Source organism: Streptomyces sp. CRN 30 (genome assembly GCF_034105845.1).
In genome coordinates this window covers 1-15,569 of sequence record NZ_JAVRHI010000446.1, presented here as the reverse complement: position 1 = coordinate 15,569, position 15,569 = coordinate 1, and the positions used below count along the sequence as shown (strand labels likewise).

Here is a 15,569-nt window from a genome sequence, read left to right as displayed (position 1 = left end):
GGGGCGACGGGCGGCCGCGGACCGTGCGGGAGAGCCCGGTGCCGGGCCAGCGCACCGAGGGTTCCGGGGCGCGTTCCCCCGCGGACGTCGCCGCGCTGGCGGGCCGCCACGAGCGGGAGGGCGACTCGGCGAAGGCGCGGCAGGTGCTCCGCGAGGCGGCCCGCACCCTCTCCCCGGACGCCATGGCGGAGGTGGCCCAGGCGCTGCTGGCGCTGCGCGCGGAGGCCAAGAGCGACGCCCTGCACGAGGCCACCTGGCTGCGCCTGCACACCCACCGCTTCACCGCCGCCGTCTCCCAGCTCGGCGAGGAGCCCGCCGCCATACGCCTGGGCGGCGTCTACGCCCTGGCCGGCCTCGCCGACGGCGCCCCCAACCGCGCGCTCCGCCAGACCTGCATCGACGTCCTCTGCGCCTACCTGCGCCTGCCCTCCGTCCCCGCGGCCGGCCTGCCGCCGGGCGACACCGCGGCCCGGCACACGCAGCTGGCCGCCCGGGAGGTCCGCCACACCATCGTCCGACTGATCCGTGACCACCTGCGCCTCCCCGCCGACCATCCGCACTCCTGGCAGCACCACAACCTCGACTTCACCGCCGCCACCTTCGACGCCGGTGACTTCCGGGGAGCGGTGTTCGCCGGCGGCACGGTCGCCTTCGACGGCGCGCACTTCCCGGCCGGCGCGGTGACGTTCGACGGTGCGGTGTTCGCCGGCGGCACCGTCGGCTTCTCGGGCGCGCACTTCTCCGGTGGCGCCGTGAGTTTCGACGGCGCGGTGTTCGGCGCCGGCACGGTGGGCTTCGACAAGGCGGAGTTCGCGGGCGGCACGGTCACCTTCGACGGCGCGGTGTTCGGCGGCGCGACGGTCGGCTTCGCCAAGGCGGAGTTCGCGGGGGGCACGGTCGACCTCTCCCGGGCGCGCGGGGAGGTACCGGACGACCTGGTCCCGTTGCTCCCGTCACCGCCGGCCGGATTGCTGCTGCCCGGCGCCTGACCCCCGGCCGTCCCCGGCCGCCCGGCCGTCCGACGTCCCGCGGGCGGCCGAGCGGAAGGCCAGCGGGGTGCGCCCGTCGTGCCTGCGGAAGAACTTGCTGAAGTCGCTGGGGTCCGCGAAGCCGAGGTGGCGGGCCACGTCCGCCGAGGCGAGGTCGGTGTGGAGCAGGAGGCGCTTGGCCTCCAGGACGATGCGCGCGTCGAGGAACGCCTTGGCGGTGGAGCCGGTGGCCGCGTGGACGGCCCGGGTGAGGGTGCGCGTGCTGTAGCCGAGCGCCGTCGCGTAGTCGCCGACCCGGTGGGTGCGGGCGAAGTCGCGTTCCACGGCGTCCCGGAAGCGGTGGTAGGGGCCGTCCGTGGCGGGCCCGGCGGCGGCCGGGGCGGCCGGCGAGGACGCGTGGGCCAGCCGCAGGAGCAGCACGGAGAGCAGCATCCGCAGGGTCCGGTTGTGCGCCTCCAGGGGCAGCGCGCCCAGATCGTCGTACTCGGTGACCAGGTGGTCCAGGGCCAGGCCGACCATCCGGGTGTGCGGGCCGTCCGGTACCACCGGGCCCGGCACGTCCGGGGGTTCGTCCGGTACGAAGCCGGGGCGCCAGATCACGAGGACACCGTCGGCGCCGCTCCCCGGCTCCTCGAGCTCGGCCGCGTACTGGTGCACCTGTCCCGGCCGCACCCACAGCCAGCCGCCCGGCGGGACGAGGTGCCGGGTGAAGTCCACCGTGTGGGGCAGCGGCGCGGAGTCCGGGTGGAGGTGGACGAGGTGGTGGAAGGCCGGGCGCTGCGGACCGGACAGGTCGATGCCGCGGCGCCGGCCACGCGCCCGCAGCTCCGCGAAGTCCACCACGTCCATGCCGAGGGGCGCGCCGAGCGAGGGCCGGTAGGCGACCTCGGTGATCGTGACGCCGCCCGGTGGGCCGTTCCGGGCCGGCCGCTCGCCGTTCCCGTGGTGCGCCATGCTTCCCGCCCGGCCCTCTGCGTGTCCGTTTCTCCCCATCAGCTGTCGCCAGCGTACCGCTCCGTGCCGGTGACGGCTCCTAGCGTGAAGGGTGAACGGACCGGGAGCTGACCGAAAAGGAGCAGGTGCGCCGTGCGGGTGATCGTGGGGATGACGGGGGCCACCGGGGCTCCGTTCGGGGTGCGGCTGCTGGAGCGGCTCGCCGAGCTGCCCGAGGTGGAGACCCACCTGGTGATGAGCCGCTGGGCGCGGTCCACCGTCGAGCTGGAGACCGGCCGCACCGCACGGGAGGTCGGCGCGCTGGCCGACGTGGTGCACCCGCCCGAGGACCAGGGCGCGACCATCTCCTCGGGTTCCTTCCGCACCCACGCCATGGTGGTCGTCCCGTGCTCCATGAAGACACTGGCCGGCATCCGCGCCGGTTACGCGGACGGGCTCGTCGGCCGGGCCGCGGACGTCACCCTGAAGGAGCGCCGGCCGCTGGTCCTGGTCCCCCGGGAGACCCCGCTGAGCGAGATCCACCTGGAGAACATGCTCGCCCTCGCCCGCATGGGGGTGCGCATCGTCCCGCCCATGCCCGCCTTCTACAACCACCCGGCCTCGGTCGACGACGTCGTGGAGCACATCGTCTCCCGCGTCCTCGACCAGCTGGACCTGCCCGCACCGGGCGCACGGCGGTGGGCCGGTCTGGGCGCCGCCCGCCGCGACGACGCACGACGCGCGTCCTGACGCGCCGCACGCAAGGAGACACCACCACCCATGCCGTACGACGACCTCCGCTCGTTCCTCGACACCCTGGAGAAGGAGGGGCAGCTGCTGCGCATCCCCGACGAGGTGCTGCCGGAGCCCGACATCGCGGCCGCCGCCAACGCCGCCGGACGCATCGGCGAGGGGGCGCCGGCCCTGTGGTTCGACCGGGTCAAGGGCTTCACCGACGCCCGTATCGCCATGAACGTCCACGGCTCCTGGGCCAACCACGCCCTCGCGCTCGGACTGCCCAAGGGCACTTCGGCGCGGGAGCAGGTGGAGGAGTTCGCCCGCCGCTGGGACGCCTTCCCCGTCGCGCCGGAGCGCCGCGCGGACGCGCCCTGGCAGGAGAACACCGTCACCGGCGAGGACGTGGACCTCTTCGACGTCCTGCCCCTCTTCCGCCTCAACGACGGTGACGGCGGCTTCTACCTCGACAAGGCCGCCGTGGTCTCCCGCGACCCCGAGGACCCCGACCACTTCGGCAAGCAGAACCTCGGCACGTACCGGATGGAGGTCGTCGGACGCGACCGGCTGGCCATCCAGCCCGTCCCCGTGCACGACATCGCCAAGCACCTGCGCGTCGCCGAGGAGCGGGGCGAGGACCTGCCGGTGGCGATCACCCTCGGCAACGACCCGGTGATCCCGATCGTCGCCGGGATGCCCCTGGCCTACGACCAGTCGGAGTACGAGATGGCCGGCGCCCTGCGCGGCGCCCCGTACCCGATCACGACCGCCCCGCACACCGGCTACGACGTCCCCTGGGGTGCCGAGGTGGTGATCGAGGGCGTCATCGAGTCGCGGGTACGGCGGATCGAGGGCCCGTTCGGCGAGTTCACCGGCCACTACTCGGGCGGCCGGCGCATGCCCGTCATCCGCGTCGAGCGCGTCTCCTACCGCACGCGCCCCGTCTTCGAGTCCCTCTACCTGGGCATGCCCTGGACCGAGTGCGACTACCTGGTCGGCCCCAACACCTCCGTGCCGCTGCTCAAGCAGCTCCGCGCGGAGTTCCCCGAGGTACGGGCCGTCAACGCCATGTACACGCACGGACTGCTGGTCATCATCTCCACCGCCAAGCGGTACGGCGGTTTCGCCAAGGCGGTCGGCATGCGCGCCATGACCACACCGCACGGCCTCGGTTACGTCAGCCAGGTCATCCTCGTGGACGAGGACGTCGACCCCTTCGACCTGCCGCAGGTGATGTGGGCCCAGTCCGCCAAGGTCGACCCCAAGGAGGACGTGCTGATCCTCCCCAACCTGTCGGTGGTCGAGCTCGCCCCCGCCGCCCAGCCGGCCGGTGTCACCAGCAAGATGATCATCGACGCCACGACGCCCGTCGCTCCCGACGTCCGCGGGAACTTCGGCACCCCCGTCAAGGACCTGCCCGAGACCGCCGCATGGACCGAGCGGCTCCGCACGCTGCTGGCGAACCGCTGAAAGGAACCCCCATGACCGAACAGCACGACGACCGGGCCCTCCCCACCGTGTGCCCGCGTTGCGAGCACGACGCCCTCACCACGGTCGCGGACTCGCCCGTGCCCGGCGTCTGGCAGGTCTTCCGGTGCGCCCGGTGCCTGTACATGTGGCGCTCCACCGAACCCGCCCGCCGCACCCGGCGCGAGGCGTACCCCGTCGGGTTCCGCATGACGGCGGCGGACATCGCCGCGGCCATCGAGGTGCCGACGGTACCGCCGCTCGTCCCCCGTCCCGCGGGTCACTGACACGGCGGCCGTCCGCGGGCGTCCGCGGATGCGGTACGATGATCATGAGCTCGCCGCCGGAACCACGGTCGGCAGGCTGTGCGTCGGTGGTCCAAGGAAAGACGTCCCGCTTCCTGCGGGGAGGTGCAGGTGCAAGGCCTGCCCGGCGCTCCGGTGAAGGGCCCCGCCTCGGTCGAGGCGGGGCCCTTCCGCGTCCCCGGGGAGGGCAATCTCATTCGGCGGTGCGGAACGGCTCGCGCAGCCGGAACTTCTGCAGTTTCCCGGTCGCGGTGCGCGGCAGCGACGCGACGAGGTCGACCCGCTTCGGCGTCTTGAACCCGGCGAGGCGGGTCCGGCAGTGCGCGATCAGCTCCTCGGCGGTGACGTCCGTACCGTCGGTGACGACCAGCGCCAGGACCAGCTCGCCCCACCGCTCGTCCGGGATCCCGATGACCGCCGCCTCCCGTACGGCCGGATGCGCCGTCAGCACGTCCTCCACCTCGATCGACGAGACGTTCTCGCCGCCCGAGATGATGACGTCCTTCTTGCGGTCGGTGATCACCAGGTGGCCCTCGTCGTCGAGGTGCCCGCCGTCCCCGGTGTGGAACCAGCCGCCCGCCTGCGCCGCCGCGGTCTCCTCCGGCTGGTTCCAGTAGCCCTCCAGATTGTGGTTCGACGCGGTGAGCACCTCGCCCTCGGCGTCCACGGCCACCCGTACGCCGAGCGCGGGCACCCCCGCCCGGCCGAGCCGCCGGGCCCGCTCGGCGCTCCCCAGGCCGTCCCACTCGGCGCGGGCGCGGTTGACCGTGACCAGCGGTGAGGTCTCGGTGAGCCCGTAGATCTGGATGAACTCCCAGCCCAGCACCTCCAGCACGCGCTCGATCATGCGGGTCGGGGGCGGTGCGCCCGCGCAGACGACGCGGACCCGGCCGCGGCCGGGGATCTCGCCGTCCCAGCCTGCCGCCGCGTCGAGCACGGAGTTCAGCACGGCGGGCGCCGCGCACAGCAGCGTGACCCCGTGCTCCTCGACCCGGCGCAGGATCTCCGCGCCGTCGACCTGGCGCAGCACGACGTGCCGGCCGCCGACGCCCGTGACCACGTACGGCATGCCCCACCCGTTGGCATGGAACATCGGCAGCGTGTGCAGGTAGACGTCGCGGTCACCGATCGTGGTGTGCAGACCGAACACGGTCGCGTTCAGCCACAGGGCACGGTGCGTCAGCCGCACCCCCTTGGGGCGGGCGGTGGTCCCCGACGTGTAGTTGACCGTCGCGGTCGCGCCCTCGTCCGGCCGCTCCCACTCCCGAGGCGCGACGCCGTGGCGGAACAGCCCCTCGTCCCCGTCCTCGCCGAGCACGAACGTGTGGGGTACGTCGAGGGTGTCGAGCACGCCCGCGCAGGACGGGTCCACGTGGACGACCGAGGCGCCCGAGTGCCGGACGATGTAGCCGATCTCGTCCCGGGTGAGCCGGAAGTTGACCGGCACCAGCACGCGGCCCCAGCCCGAGACACCGAAGAACGAGGTCAGCAACCGCGCCGAGTTCTGCGACACCACGGCCACCCGGCCGCCCACGGGAACTCCCAGCTCGTCCAGCCGGGCGGCCTGCGCCCGGGCGAGCGCCGCCAGTTCCCCGTACGTCAGCGTGCCCAGACCCGGCGCCGGCTGGTCCGGTTCGTCGACCACGGCGACCCGGTCCGGAAAGACGTGGGCCGCACGGTCGAGGAAGTCGCGGACGGTCAGCGGGTAGTACATGACAGCACCTCCCGGTGGGGGTCCCCGGACCTCCCGGTGGAGGACTTCCGGCTGTACCCCGAGGTCACACGGAGCATGGCACAGCCGGGGGCGGGGGAGGCGTTCGCGCGTGCGCCGGGAACGCGGTGGCCCACCGGACGCCGCAGAACCGGCTCCTCCCCGCCCCCCGTCACCCGCCGAGCGTGAAGCGCAGGGGAGTGCCGACGGCGGCCTGGGCCGCCGCCGCGAGGGCGGACTCCGCGACGACGCCGATCACCGGGTAGCCGCCCGTCGTCGGGTGGTCGTGGAGGAACACCACCGGGCGTCCGTCCGGCGGTACCTGGACCGCGCCCAGGACCATGCCCTCGCTGGGCAGCTCACCCGTCGAGGCGCGCTCCAGGGCGGGGCCCTCGGTGCGCAGGCCGACGCGGTTGCTGTGCGGGGAGACCCGGTAGGCCGCCGAGGTGAAGGCGCGCAGCGCCGCCGGGGTGAACCAGTCGGCGCGGGGACCGGGGCGCACGGGGAGGACCAGTTCGGCGGGCGGTGCCGGCCAGGGGGCGGCGACCGGCAGGGCCGTGGGCGGCACGGGGGTGCCCGTCGAGCCCACCGGGAGCACGTCGCCGTCGCGCAGGGGGGCCGGGCCGAGCCCGGAGAGCAGGTCGGCGGAGCGGCTGCCGAGCACCGGTTCGGCGGCGACGCCCCCGGCGACGGCCAGGTACGAGCGGACGCCCGCGGTCACCGCGCCGGCGTCCAGGACGGCACCCGCGGGCACCCGTACGGGCGCGCCCCAGGCCACCGGCCGCCCGTCCACCGTCACGGGGCAGGGGGCGCCGCCCACCACGACGGTGACGTCGCGGTCGGGCCGCAGGGCGCAGCCGGTGAGGGTGGTCTCCAGGACGGCGGCGTCGGGCTCGTTGCCGAGGAGCCGGTTGGCGAGCCGCAGCGCGGGCGCGTCCAGCGCGCCGGAGCGCGGGACCCCCAGGTGGGCGTGGCCGCGGCGGCCCGCGTCCTGCACGGTGGTGAGAGCGCCCGCGCGGACGACGGTGAGGCTGACGGTGGTCATCACGCGCCCTCCGTCGCCACGAAGCGCACCCGCGTGCCCGGCGTGAGGAGCGCGGGCTGCTCCCGGCCGAGGTCCCACAGCGGTGCCGGGTCGGGCATGGTGCCGATCAGATGCCAGCCGCCCGGCGTGGCGCGCGGGTAGACGGCGCTGTACGGGCCGGCGAGCGCGAGGGCCCCGGCCGGCACCCGGGTGCGCGGGGTGGCGCGGCGCGGCACGTGCAGGTCGGCGGGCATCCCGGTGAGGTAGCCGAAACCGGGGGCGAAGCCGCAGAAGGCGACGCGGTAGGTGTACGAGGAGTGCCGGGCGGCGACCTCCTCGGGAGCGATGCCCCACAGGGCGGCGACGTCGGCCAGGTCCGGTCCGTCGTAGCGCACGGGTATCTCCACGGCGTCCCCGTCGCCCGCGGTCCGCGCCGGCGCGTCCCACTCGGCCAGCCGGCGGGCCAGCGCCTCCGGGTCCCGCACCCCGTCCAGCAGGACGGTCCTGGCGCCCGGCACGATCTCCTCCACGGGCGGCAGGGCGCCCGCCGCGCGCCGGCGCAGCAGTTCGGCGTGGAAGGCCCCGGTGCGCTCGGCGTCCGGGAACTCGACGAGCAGCGCGTGACGACCGGCAGGGCGCACGTCCAGGAGCGTGCCCCCAGTGGCGCCGCCGGAGGTCGTCCCGGTCGCGGTGCCGGGGGTGACCCCGGTCGCTCTCGCCGCTCTGTTCTCCGTCATGCGAACGCCCCGACCTCGACTCCGGCCGCCTGCAGCGCCTCGCGCACCCGTACCGCGATCCGGGCCGCGCCCGGGGTGTCGCCGTGCACGCACAGGGAGCGGGGGGCGACCGCGACGGGCGTGCCGTCCACGGCTTCGACCGTACCGTCCACCGCGAAGGCCAGCGCCCGCCGTACCACCGTGTCCTCGTCGTGCACCACGGAGCCGGGCTCGCGCCGGGACACGAGCGTGCCCTGGGGGGTGTACGCGCGGTCGGCGAAGGCCTCCGGGACGCCGGTGAGCCCCGCGTCCCGGGCGGCGTCGAGCAGCCGTGACCCGGGCAGGCCGAGCACGGGCAGCGTGCCGCCCGCCAGCCGGACGCCCGCCACCACGGCACGGGCCTGCTCGTCGTCGTGGACGGTGCGGTTGTAGAGGGCGCCGTGCGGCTTGACGTAGGCCACCTCGGCCCCGGCCGCCTCGGCGAAGACCCTGAGCGCCCCGATCTGGTACGCCACCTCGGCGGCCAGCTCGTCGGCGGGCACGTCCATGGCGCGCCGCCCGAAGCCGGCCAGGTCGCGGTACGACACCTGCGCGCCGATCCGCACCCCGCGCTCGGCGGCCAGGTCGCAGACGCGGCGCATCACGACGGGGTCGCCGGCGTGGAAGCCGCAGGCGACGTTGGCGCTGGTGACGACGGAGAGCAGGACGTCGTCGTCGGTGAGGGTCCAGCGGCCGAAGCCTTCACCGAGGTCTGCGTTGAGATCGATCACGATCCGAACGTAGACGATTGTTGAACGATCCGACAAGAGGGTGATTCCGCCCCTCCTGGCGTGACCTTCCGGTGGCTCTTCGTAGTGCTCGCGATGAATTGAATACACCCCTTGTTCGATCGTTGAACGATCCCCTAGGGTCCGTGTATCTTCCACGGATCTGGAACCCTGGATTCCGTACCATTCCTGGCGCTTCGCCCCCTCCCGCCTGAAGAAGGCCACCGCATGATCGTTCTCCTCGGCGTGGTCGTGGTGATCCTCGGATTCGTCACGCGCCGCAACCCCGTCCTCGTGGTGGGTGTCGCCGGTATCGTCACCGGACTGCTCGGCAAGCTGTCCCCGCTGGAGGTCCTCGCGGCCTTCGGCCAGGCCTTCGCCGACAGCCGCTCGGTCACCGTCTTCGCCATCGTGCTCCCGGTGATCGGCCTCCTGGAGCGCTACGGCCTCCGTGAGCAGGCCCGCAACCTCATCGGCCGCCTCGGCAAGCTCAGCGCCGGCCGCTTCCTCACCGTCTACCTGCTCGTCCGCCAGGTCACCGCGGCCTTCGGCCTCAACAGCATCGGCGGCCCCGCGCAGACCGTGCGGCCCCTCGTCGCCCCCATGGCCGAGGCCGCCGCCGAGCGCACCGCGGGCGCCAAGCTGCCCGACCGGCTGCGCGAGAAGGTGCGGTCCTACTCCGCGTCGTCGGACACCGTGGGCCTGTTCTTCGGTGAGGACTGCTTCCTCGCCATCGGCTCCATCCTCCTGATCACCGGCTTCGTGAACTCGACCTACCAGCAGCACATCGAGCCGATCGAGCTGGCCCTGTGGGCGATCCCGCTCGCCGTCTGCGCCTTCTTCATCCACGGCTCCCGCCTGCTGCTCCTGGACAAGCAGCTGGAGCGCGAGATGGCGCTCGCCGCCGCCGAGAACGAGCTGCCGCTGCCGAAGGGGGCCGACAAGTGATCAAGGTCGAATGGCTCTACTGGCTGGTGGGCCTCGTCTTCGTCGTGATGGCCGTGCAGATGGCGGCCGACCGCACCAACCCCAAGCGGTGGACGTCCGCCGCGTTCTGGGGCCTGCTCGGGGTGACCTTCCCCTACGGCACCGGCGTCGTGAACGCCTCGAAGGGCACCGGCGGCTGGACCGTGCCCGCCGAACCGCTCGGCGTCGCCGTCCTCGCCCTCATCGTGCTCGCCGGGTTCAACTTCCTCGGCAAGGGCGTCCCGGTGACCACCACCGGTGAGCAGCGCGAGGCTTCCGCGACCCGGCTCGGCAGCAAGATCTTCATCCCGGCCCTGACGATCCCCGTCGTCGCCATCGTCTGCGCGGCGGTGCTCGACGACTCCGGCCTGTTCCAGGAGGGCCAGGCGACGCTGCTCGGGCTCGGCGTCGGATGCATCGCCGCCCTCGTCATCGGCATGCTGGTCACCGGCGAGAAGAAGGTCTCCGTCCCGCTGCACTCCGGCCGCTCCATGCTGGAGGCGATGGGCTCCGCCCTGCTGCTGCCCCAGCTCCTCGCCGTGCTCGGCTCGATCTTCGCGCTGGCCGGTGTCGGCACCCAGGTCGGGGACATCGTGAACAGCGTCCTGCCGGAGAACTCCAAGTACCTCGCCGTGATCGCGTACTGCGTCGGCATGTACCTCTTCACCGTGATCATGGGCAACGCCTTCGCCGCCTTCCCCGTGATGACCGCGGCGATCGGCTGGCCCATCCTCGTCGAGCAGATGAACGGCAACGCCCCGGCCATCCTCGCCATCGGCATGCTGGCCGGCTTCTGCGGCACGCTCTGCACGCCCATGGCCGCCAACTTCAACATCGTCCCGGCCACGCTGCTGGAGCTGAAGGACCAGTACGGCCCGATCAAGGCGCAGATCCCGACGGCGCTCGCGCTCCTCGTCTGCTGCACCGTGATCATGGCGGTCTTCGCCTTCTGAGCCCGTCGGGAGACCGGCCCGCCCGCCACCACCCTCGTAAGGAAGTGCCATGACCCGCGTCCTCATCACCGGCTTCGCCCCCTTCGGCGGCGAGCGCGTCAACCCGTCCTGGCAGGCGGCCTCCCTCGTCGCCGCGGAGCCGCCCGCCGGACTCACGGTCACCGCCGCCGAGCTGCCCTGCGTCTTCGGCGAGTCCCTCGACGCGCTGCGGGACGCCATCCGGGACTCCACCCCCGACCTGGTCCTCTGTCTGGGCCAGGCGGGCGGCCGCCCCGGCGTCACCGTCGAGCGCGTCGGCATCAACGTCGACGACGCCCGCATCCCCGACAACGCGGGCAACCAGCCCATCGACGAGCCGGTGGTCCCCGGCGGCCCCGCCGCCTACTTCTCCACCCTCCCCGTCAAGACCTGCGTCGCCGCGATGCGCGAGGCCGGCGTCCCGGCCGCCGTCTCGAACACCGCCGGCACCTTCGTCTGCAACCACCTCGCGTACGGCCTCGGCCACCTCATGGCCACCGAGTTCCCGCACCTCAGGGGCGGCTTCGTGCACGTCCCCTGGGCGCCCGAGCAGGTCACCGACGGCACCGCCCCGGCCCTGCCGCCCGCCACCGTGGCCCACGGACTGCGCGCCCTGCTCACCGCCGCCGCCCGCACCCCCGCCGAGCAGGACCTCAAGGTCACCGAGGGAGCCACCCACTGATGCCGCTCACCGCGTACGCGGCACCCTTCGCCCGGCTCGCCCTCGCCAACATCACGCGCGAGTACCCCAACTTCCCCGCGCACCTGACCACCTCGCCGGACGAGCCGACGCGGCCCAGCACCCTGCACCCGGCCTTCTACGGGGCCTACGACTGGCACTCCTCGGTACACATGCACTGGCTGCTCGTCCGGCTGCTGCGCCGCCACGGCTCCACGCCCGCGCTCGCGGACACCGCGCCGTACGTCGAGGCGCTCGACCGGCACCTGACCCCCGGCAACCTCGCCGTGGAGGCCGCCTACCTCCTCGACCGCCCCTCCTTCGAGCGGCCCTACGGCTGGGCCTGGCTGGTCGCGCTCGCCGCCGAGTGCCGGGCGTACGGGGGAGCGGCGGGCGCCCGCTGGACCGAGGCCCTCACCCCGGCCGTCGCCGCCGTCGACCGGCTCCTGGCCGACTGGCTGCCGAAGGCCACCTATCCCGTACGCCACGGGAACCACCCCAACAGCGCCTTCGCGCTCGGGCTGCTGCTCGACGCGGGGGAGCTGTCCACCGCGACCGACCGGGCCGTCCGGGAACGCCTGCTGACCTGGTTCGACGGCGACCACGACGCGCCCGCGCACTGGGAACCCTCGGGGCAGGACTTCCTGTCCCCGGCGCTGAGCGAGGCCGACGCGATGCGCAGGGTGCTCACGGGGGAGGAGTTCGCGCGGTGGCTCGACCGCTTCCTGCCCGCGCTGCGCTCCGGCGCCCCCTGCCCGCCGCTGGAGGTGCCGGTCGTCTCCGACCCCGCCGACCCGCAGATCGGCCACCTGCTCGGGCTGACCCTCAGCCGGTCGGCCGCGCTGCGCCCGATCGCCGGAGCGCTGCCGGACGGGCCGGTGCGCACCCGCCTGGCCGAGGCGGCCGAGGCGCACCTCGCGGCGGGCCTGCCCGCCGTGGACAGCGGCGACTTCACCACCGACCACTGGCTGGCCACCTTCGCCGTACTGGCCCTCGACCCGTACGCGCAACACTGAGGAGCTGCGCATGTGCGGGTGGTGACGACCGGCCGCCTGTCAAAGCAAGGCTTTGGGGTGTCCAAAGTTGAAGTGTTAAGGTCAACGGGTGAAGTCAGCAGCCGCGCCCGCCATGCCCAGGAGTGTCCCGCTCCTCGTGGCGCGCCTGCATGTGGACCTGTGTCGCTCCACGTCCGCGACCTGTAGTCCCTGACGCCGGTCACCTCCGACGTCATGCCGCGGCGGTGCTGCTGACCCGCTCTGCCGGGGGCCGCCGCTCTCGAGCACCACTCACCCGCTTACCCGCGCGTCCCCAACGGAGCATGTCCGTGTCTGCGAACACGAAGTCCCCCGAGGCCTCCAGAGGCCTCAAGTTCCCCTTCTGGGCCCAGATCGTCGCCGGTCTGGTGCTGGGTGTCCTGCTCGGCTGGCTCGCCCGCAGCCAGGACCTGTCCTGGCTGGTGACGACCCTCGACAAGATCGGCGGCACCTTCGTCGGCCTGCTGAAGCTGGCCGTCGCCCCGCTCGTCTTCTTCGCGATCCTGGTCTCGATCACCAACCTCCGGAAGGTCACCAACGCGGCCCGGCTGGCCACGCGCACCCTCCTCTGGTTCATGATCACCTCGCTGATCGCGGTGGCCATCGGCATCGTCATAGGCCTGGTCACCAACCCCGGCGCGGGTACCGGACTCACGCCGGCCGACGGCGCGAAGCCGGAGGGCAGCGGCTCCTGGATCGACTTCCTGACCGGCATCGTGCCGACCGACGTGATCACCCCGTTCACCGAGCTGAACGTGCTGCAGATCGTCTTCATGGCCGTCGTCGCCGGTATCGCCGCCCTCCAGCTCGGCGACAAGGCCCAGCCGATCCTCAGCCTGAGCGAGTCGGTCCTCGAACTGCTCCAGAAGGCCCTGTGGTGGGTCATCCGCCTCGCGCCGCTCGGCACCGTCGGCCTCATCGGCCGGGCCATCGCCACCTACGGCTGGGACCTGATCGGCAAGTACGCCACCTTCACCGCCGACGTCTACATCGGCTGCGCGCTCGTCCTGTTCGTGGTCTACCCGGCGCTGCTCGCCGGTGTGGCCAAGCTCAGCCCGGTCCAGTTCTTCAAGGGCGCCTGGCCCGCCATCCAGCTGGCCTTCGTCTCCCGCTCCTCGGTGGGCACGATGCCGGTGACCCAGAAGGTCACCGAGCGCCTCGGCGTCCCGAAGGAGTACGCGTCCTTCGCCGTGCCGTTCGGCGCGACGACCAAGATGGACGGCTGCGCGGCCATCTACCCCGCGCTCGCCGCGATCTTCATCGCCCAGATCTTCGACGTCCAGCTGGGCGTCGGCGACTACCTGCTGATCGCGTTCGTGTCGGTGGTCGGTTCCGCCGCCACGGCCGGCCTCACCGGCGCGACGGTCATGCTGACCCTCACCCTCTCCACCCTCGGTCTGCCCCTGGAGGGCGTCGGCCTGCTCCTCGCGATCGACCCGATCCTGGACATGATGCGCACCGCGACCAACGTCGCCGGTCAGGCGCTCGTGCCGGTCCTGGTCTCCGCCCGCGAGGGCCTGCTCGACCGCAAGGCCTACGACCGGGCGCACAGCTCGCCGCTGGACGAGCCGGAGCCCGAGTCGGAGCCGCAGCAGGAGTCCGACCGGGTACCGGTCTCGGCCTGACGCACACGCGCCGACCGCACGCGCACCGACCGCACGCGGCACCCGCACCGGCCCACGGGCCGGGCGGGGGCCGCGTGCGGTTTTTGTTGCCTGCCGCCGTTCCTTGCCGCCCCCTGCCGTCCTCAGACGCGCGATGCGGCCCGCGCCAGCCTCAACTGACCGATCTCCGCCACGTTCTTCATCAGCTCGGCGTTCGCCCAGGCGAGCATGTGGGCGACCGTGTGCTCGCCGTCCTGTGGCCAGGGGAACGTGGCGGCCCGGTCGAGATCGTCGTCGGTGAGGCCGCCCAGCACCTCCGACCACTCCTGGCGCAGACCCCGCAGCCAGTCGACGGTCGCCCCTCCCGGACCCGGCCACGCGACGTCCGTCCGCTCGCGCGGCGGCCGTCCCACGAGGTGGTCGAGGGTCACGCCCAGCCACCACCCCAGGTGCCAGCTCACCCAGCCGGCGGTCGGCACGGGGACGGGGTCCGGTTCGGTCTCCGCCCAGTCCGGCACCCACCGTCCGTCGGCGTCCCGCCGCACGGTCCAGCAGTGTGCGGCCGGCTCCCACAGGAAGTCGTCGGGTTCCAGACGTTTCAGGTGGTAGGCGAAGAGCGACCACGTCAGGTCGGACTGCCAGGCGAGGAGGGCGCTGCGAGAGGTGTGCACCGGGCGACACTCGCACACCGCCGAGCAGGCCGCCAGGCGATTTCGCCAAGCCTCTCGTGGCCGGTTCGTGCCTGTGCGAACTCCGTTCCGTGCGGCCACACTTGAGCCTCCCACGACCCACGCGCCACTTGCGGGTGGCCGGTTCCCGCCCCGGGAGGCCCAGCGGATGCTGTCCGACGCGACACCGGACGAGGACGGCGCGCCCGTCGTGCGGGAGAGACGCCCCAAGGACCGCGTCACGCTGCGCGGTGACCTGCGGGCCGCCCTGCCCGACGCCGCCGCGGCCGTGGGCGTCACGGCCGCCGTGTTCTGGTTCCTGTACGTCCGCATGGAGTCGGGCACCTCGGCGACGGTCGCCGTCATGCCGTTCATGGACGACCCCGGCACGTACTGGATGTACCTGCTCAGCCAGGCGTTCGGCTGGTCGGCCCTGCTGTGGGCGTGGGGGACGGTCATGCTCGGGCTGCTGCTGTCCGGGCCGCGTCCCGCCCGGCTGCCGGTTTCCCGGCAGACCCTGGAACGCTGGCACCGCACCACGAGCCTCACCACGACGGCCCTGATGTTCGCCCACGCCCTGATGTTCGCGGCGGAACTGGTCCGCTACGAGACCGAGGTGGCGTGGCTGCAGCGGCTGTGGGTGGCCTTCGCGGACAGCTTCGTGCCGGGCTGGTACGACTCCGGCACCGGGCGGATCGCCATCCCGATCGGCCAGGGCGCCCTCTACCTGGCCATCCCGCTCGGACTGCTGTTCTACGTCCGGCACCGCATCGGCGCGAACACCTGGCGCCGGCTGCACCGGTTCGTGATCGTCGTGTACGTGCTGAGCGTCTGGCACACCCTGCTGTACGGCACCAACGTCTGGTACGGCGAATGGCCCCGCACCGTGCTGTGGCTGCTGCAACTCCCCGTCGCCGTACTGCTCCTGCTGCGGCTGCTGCGGCCGGCCCGGCCCGCCGAGCGGCTCGGCGCGCCCGGCCGCCGGGGCGGGGTCTCCCTG

15 protein-coding genes and 2 pseudogenes are annotated in these 15,569 nt (G+C 73.3%); 11 read left to right on the top strand and 6 right to left on the bottom strand.

The window, feature by feature from the left end; genetic code table 11:
* Nucleotides 1-989 (top strand): annotated as a pseudogene (locus UW392_RS50145) (pentapeptide repeat-containing protein); the annotation flags it as partial.
* On the opposite strand, the gene UW392_RS50140 reads toward UW392_RS50145, so the two are convergent.
* A complete protein-coding gene (locus tag UW392_RS50140; RefSeq protein ID WP_320782092.1) occupies nt 954-1,943 on the bottom strand; it encodes an AraC family transcriptional regulator in 990 nt (329 codons plus the stop codon). The pseudogene UW392_RS50145 and the gene UW392_RS50140 sit on opposite strands and share 36 nt — an antisense overlap.
* A 132-nt stretch (nt 1,944-2,075) precedes the next feature.
* Here UW392_RS50140 and UW392_RS50135 point away from each other — a divergent pair, with 132 nt between their 5' ends.
* The 3 genes from UW392_RS50135 to UW392_RS50125 are packed head-to-tail and all read left to right on the top strand — an operon-like array spanning nt 2,076 to nt 4,411.
* Nucleotides 2,076-2,672 (top strand): non-oxidative hydroxyarylic acid decarboxylases subunit B, encoded by a 597-nt coding sequence (locus UW392_RS50135; protein WP_320782091.1) that lies wholly within the window; start codon nt 2,076-2,078, stop codon nt 2,670-2,672.
* Between the two features lie 30 nt (nt 2,673-2,702).
* Nucleotides 2,703-4,127 carry a non-oxidative hydroxyarylic acid decarboxylases subunit C gene (locus tag UW392_RS50130; RefSeq protein ID WP_320782090.1) on the top strand — a complete coding sequence of 475 codons (1,425 nt, stop codon included), beginning with the start codon at nt 2,703-2,705 and terminating at the stop codon, nt 4,125-4,127.
* An 11-nt stretch (nt 4,128-4,138) separates the two neighbouring features.
* Nucleotides 4,139-4,411, top strand: coding sequence for a non-oxidative hydroxyarylic acid decarboxylases subunit D (locus UW392_RS50125; protein WP_320782089.1), 273 nt, complete (start codon nt 4,139-4,141; stop codon nt 4,409-4,411).
* Nucleotides 4,412-4,622: 211 nt separating this feature from the next.
* Here UW392_RS50125 and UW392_RS50120 read toward each other — a convergent pair whose 3' ends face one another.
* From UW392_RS50120 to UW392_RS50105, 4 genes are all read right to left on the bottom strand, one after another.
* A complete protein-coding gene (locus UW392_RS50120; RefSeq protein ID WP_320782088.1) occupies nt 4,623-6,143 on the bottom strand; it encodes an AMP-binding protein in 1,521 nt (506 codons plus the stop codon).
* A gap of 169 nt (nt 6,144-6,312) precedes the next feature.
* Entirely contained in the window at nt 6,313-7,185 is an 873-nt protein-coding gene (locus UW392_RS50115; RefSeq protein WP_320782087.1) for a biotin-dependent carboxyltransferase family protein, read from the bottom strand.
* Nucleotides 7,185-7,901: an allophanate hydrolase subunit 1 gene (locus UW392_RS50110; protein WP_320782086.1), complete on the bottom strand. Its 717-nt coding sequence runs from the start codon at nt 7,899-7,901 to the stop codon at nt 7,185-7,187. Before UW392_RS50110 ends, UW392_RS50115 begins: the two co-directional genes overlap by 1 nt.
* Nucleotides 7,898-8,650 carry a 5-oxoprolinase subunit PxpA gene (locus tag UW392_RS50105; protein WP_320782085.1) on the bottom strand — a complete coding sequence of 251 codons (753 nt, stop codon included), beginning with the start codon at nt 8,648-8,650 and terminating at the stop codon, nt 7,898-7,900. Before UW392_RS50105 ends, UW392_RS50110 begins: the two co-directional genes overlap by 4 nt.
* A gap of 225 nt (nt 8,651-8,875) precedes the next feature.
* Between UW392_RS50105 and UW392_RS50100 the strand changes: the two genes are divergently transcribed.
* The 6 genes and pseudogenes from UW392_RS50100 (at nt 8,876) to UW392_RS50075 (ending at nt 13,922) form a co-directional block, all read left to right on the top strand.
* A complete protein-coding gene (locus tag UW392_RS50100) occupies nt 8,876-9,595 on the top strand; it encodes a DUF969 domain-containing protein (RefSeq protein ID WP_320782084.1) in 720 nt (239 codons plus the stop codon).
* Nucleotides 9,592-10,566 carry a DUF979 domain-containing protein gene (locus UW392_RS50095; protein WP_320782083.1) on the top strand — a complete coding sequence of 325 codons (975 nt, stop codon included), beginning with the start codon at nt 9,592-9,594 and terminating at the stop codon, nt 10,564-10,566. The genes UW392_RS50100 and UW392_RS50095 overlap by 4 nt, the downstream gene beginning before the upstream one ends.
* A 49-nt stretch (nt 10,567-10,615) precedes the next feature.
* A complete protein-coding gene (gene pcp, locus UW392_RS50090) occupies nt 10,616-11,266 on the top strand; it encodes a pyroglutamyl-peptidase I (protein WP_320782082.1) in 651 nt (216 codons plus the stop codon).
* Nucleotides 11,266-12,279: a DUF2891 domain-containing protein gene (locus UW392_RS50085; RefSeq protein WP_320782081.1), complete on the top strand. Its 1,014-nt coding sequence runs from the start codon at nt 11,266-11,268 to the stop codon at nt 12,277-12,279. The genes pcp and UW392_RS50085 overlap by 1 nt, the downstream gene beginning before the upstream one ends.
* A 130-nt stretch (nt 12,280-12,409) precedes the next feature.
* Nucleotides 12,410-12,472, top strand: a pseudogene (locus UW392_RS50080) (putative leader peptide); the annotation flags it as partial.
* Nucleotides 12,473-12,581: 109 nt separating this feature from the next.
* Nucleotides 12,582-13,922: a dicarboxylate/amino acid:cation symporter gene (locus UW392_RS50075; RefSeq protein ID WP_320782080.1), complete on the top strand. Its 1,341-nt coding sequence runs from the start codon at nt 12,582-12,584 to the stop codon at nt 13,920-13,922.
* 122 nt (nt 13,923-14,044) lie between these two features.
* On the opposite strand, the gene UW392_RS50070 is transcribed toward UW392_RS50075, so the two are convergent.
* The gene (locus UW392_RS50070; protein ID WP_320782079.1) at nt 14,045-14,572 is read right to left on the bottom strand and encodes a DinB family protein; all 528 of its coding nucleotides are present in this window, start codon (nt 14,570-14,572) and stop codon (nt 14,045-14,047) included.
* 166 nt (nt 14,573-14,738) lie between these two features.
* Between UW392_RS50070 and UW392_RS50065 the strand changes: the two genes are divergently transcribed.
* Nucleotides 14,739-15,569, top strand: an 831-nt coding sequence (locus UW392_RS50065; protein ID WP_320782078.1) for a ferric reductase-like transmembrane domain-containing protein, incomplete at its 3' end; no start/stop codon positions are given.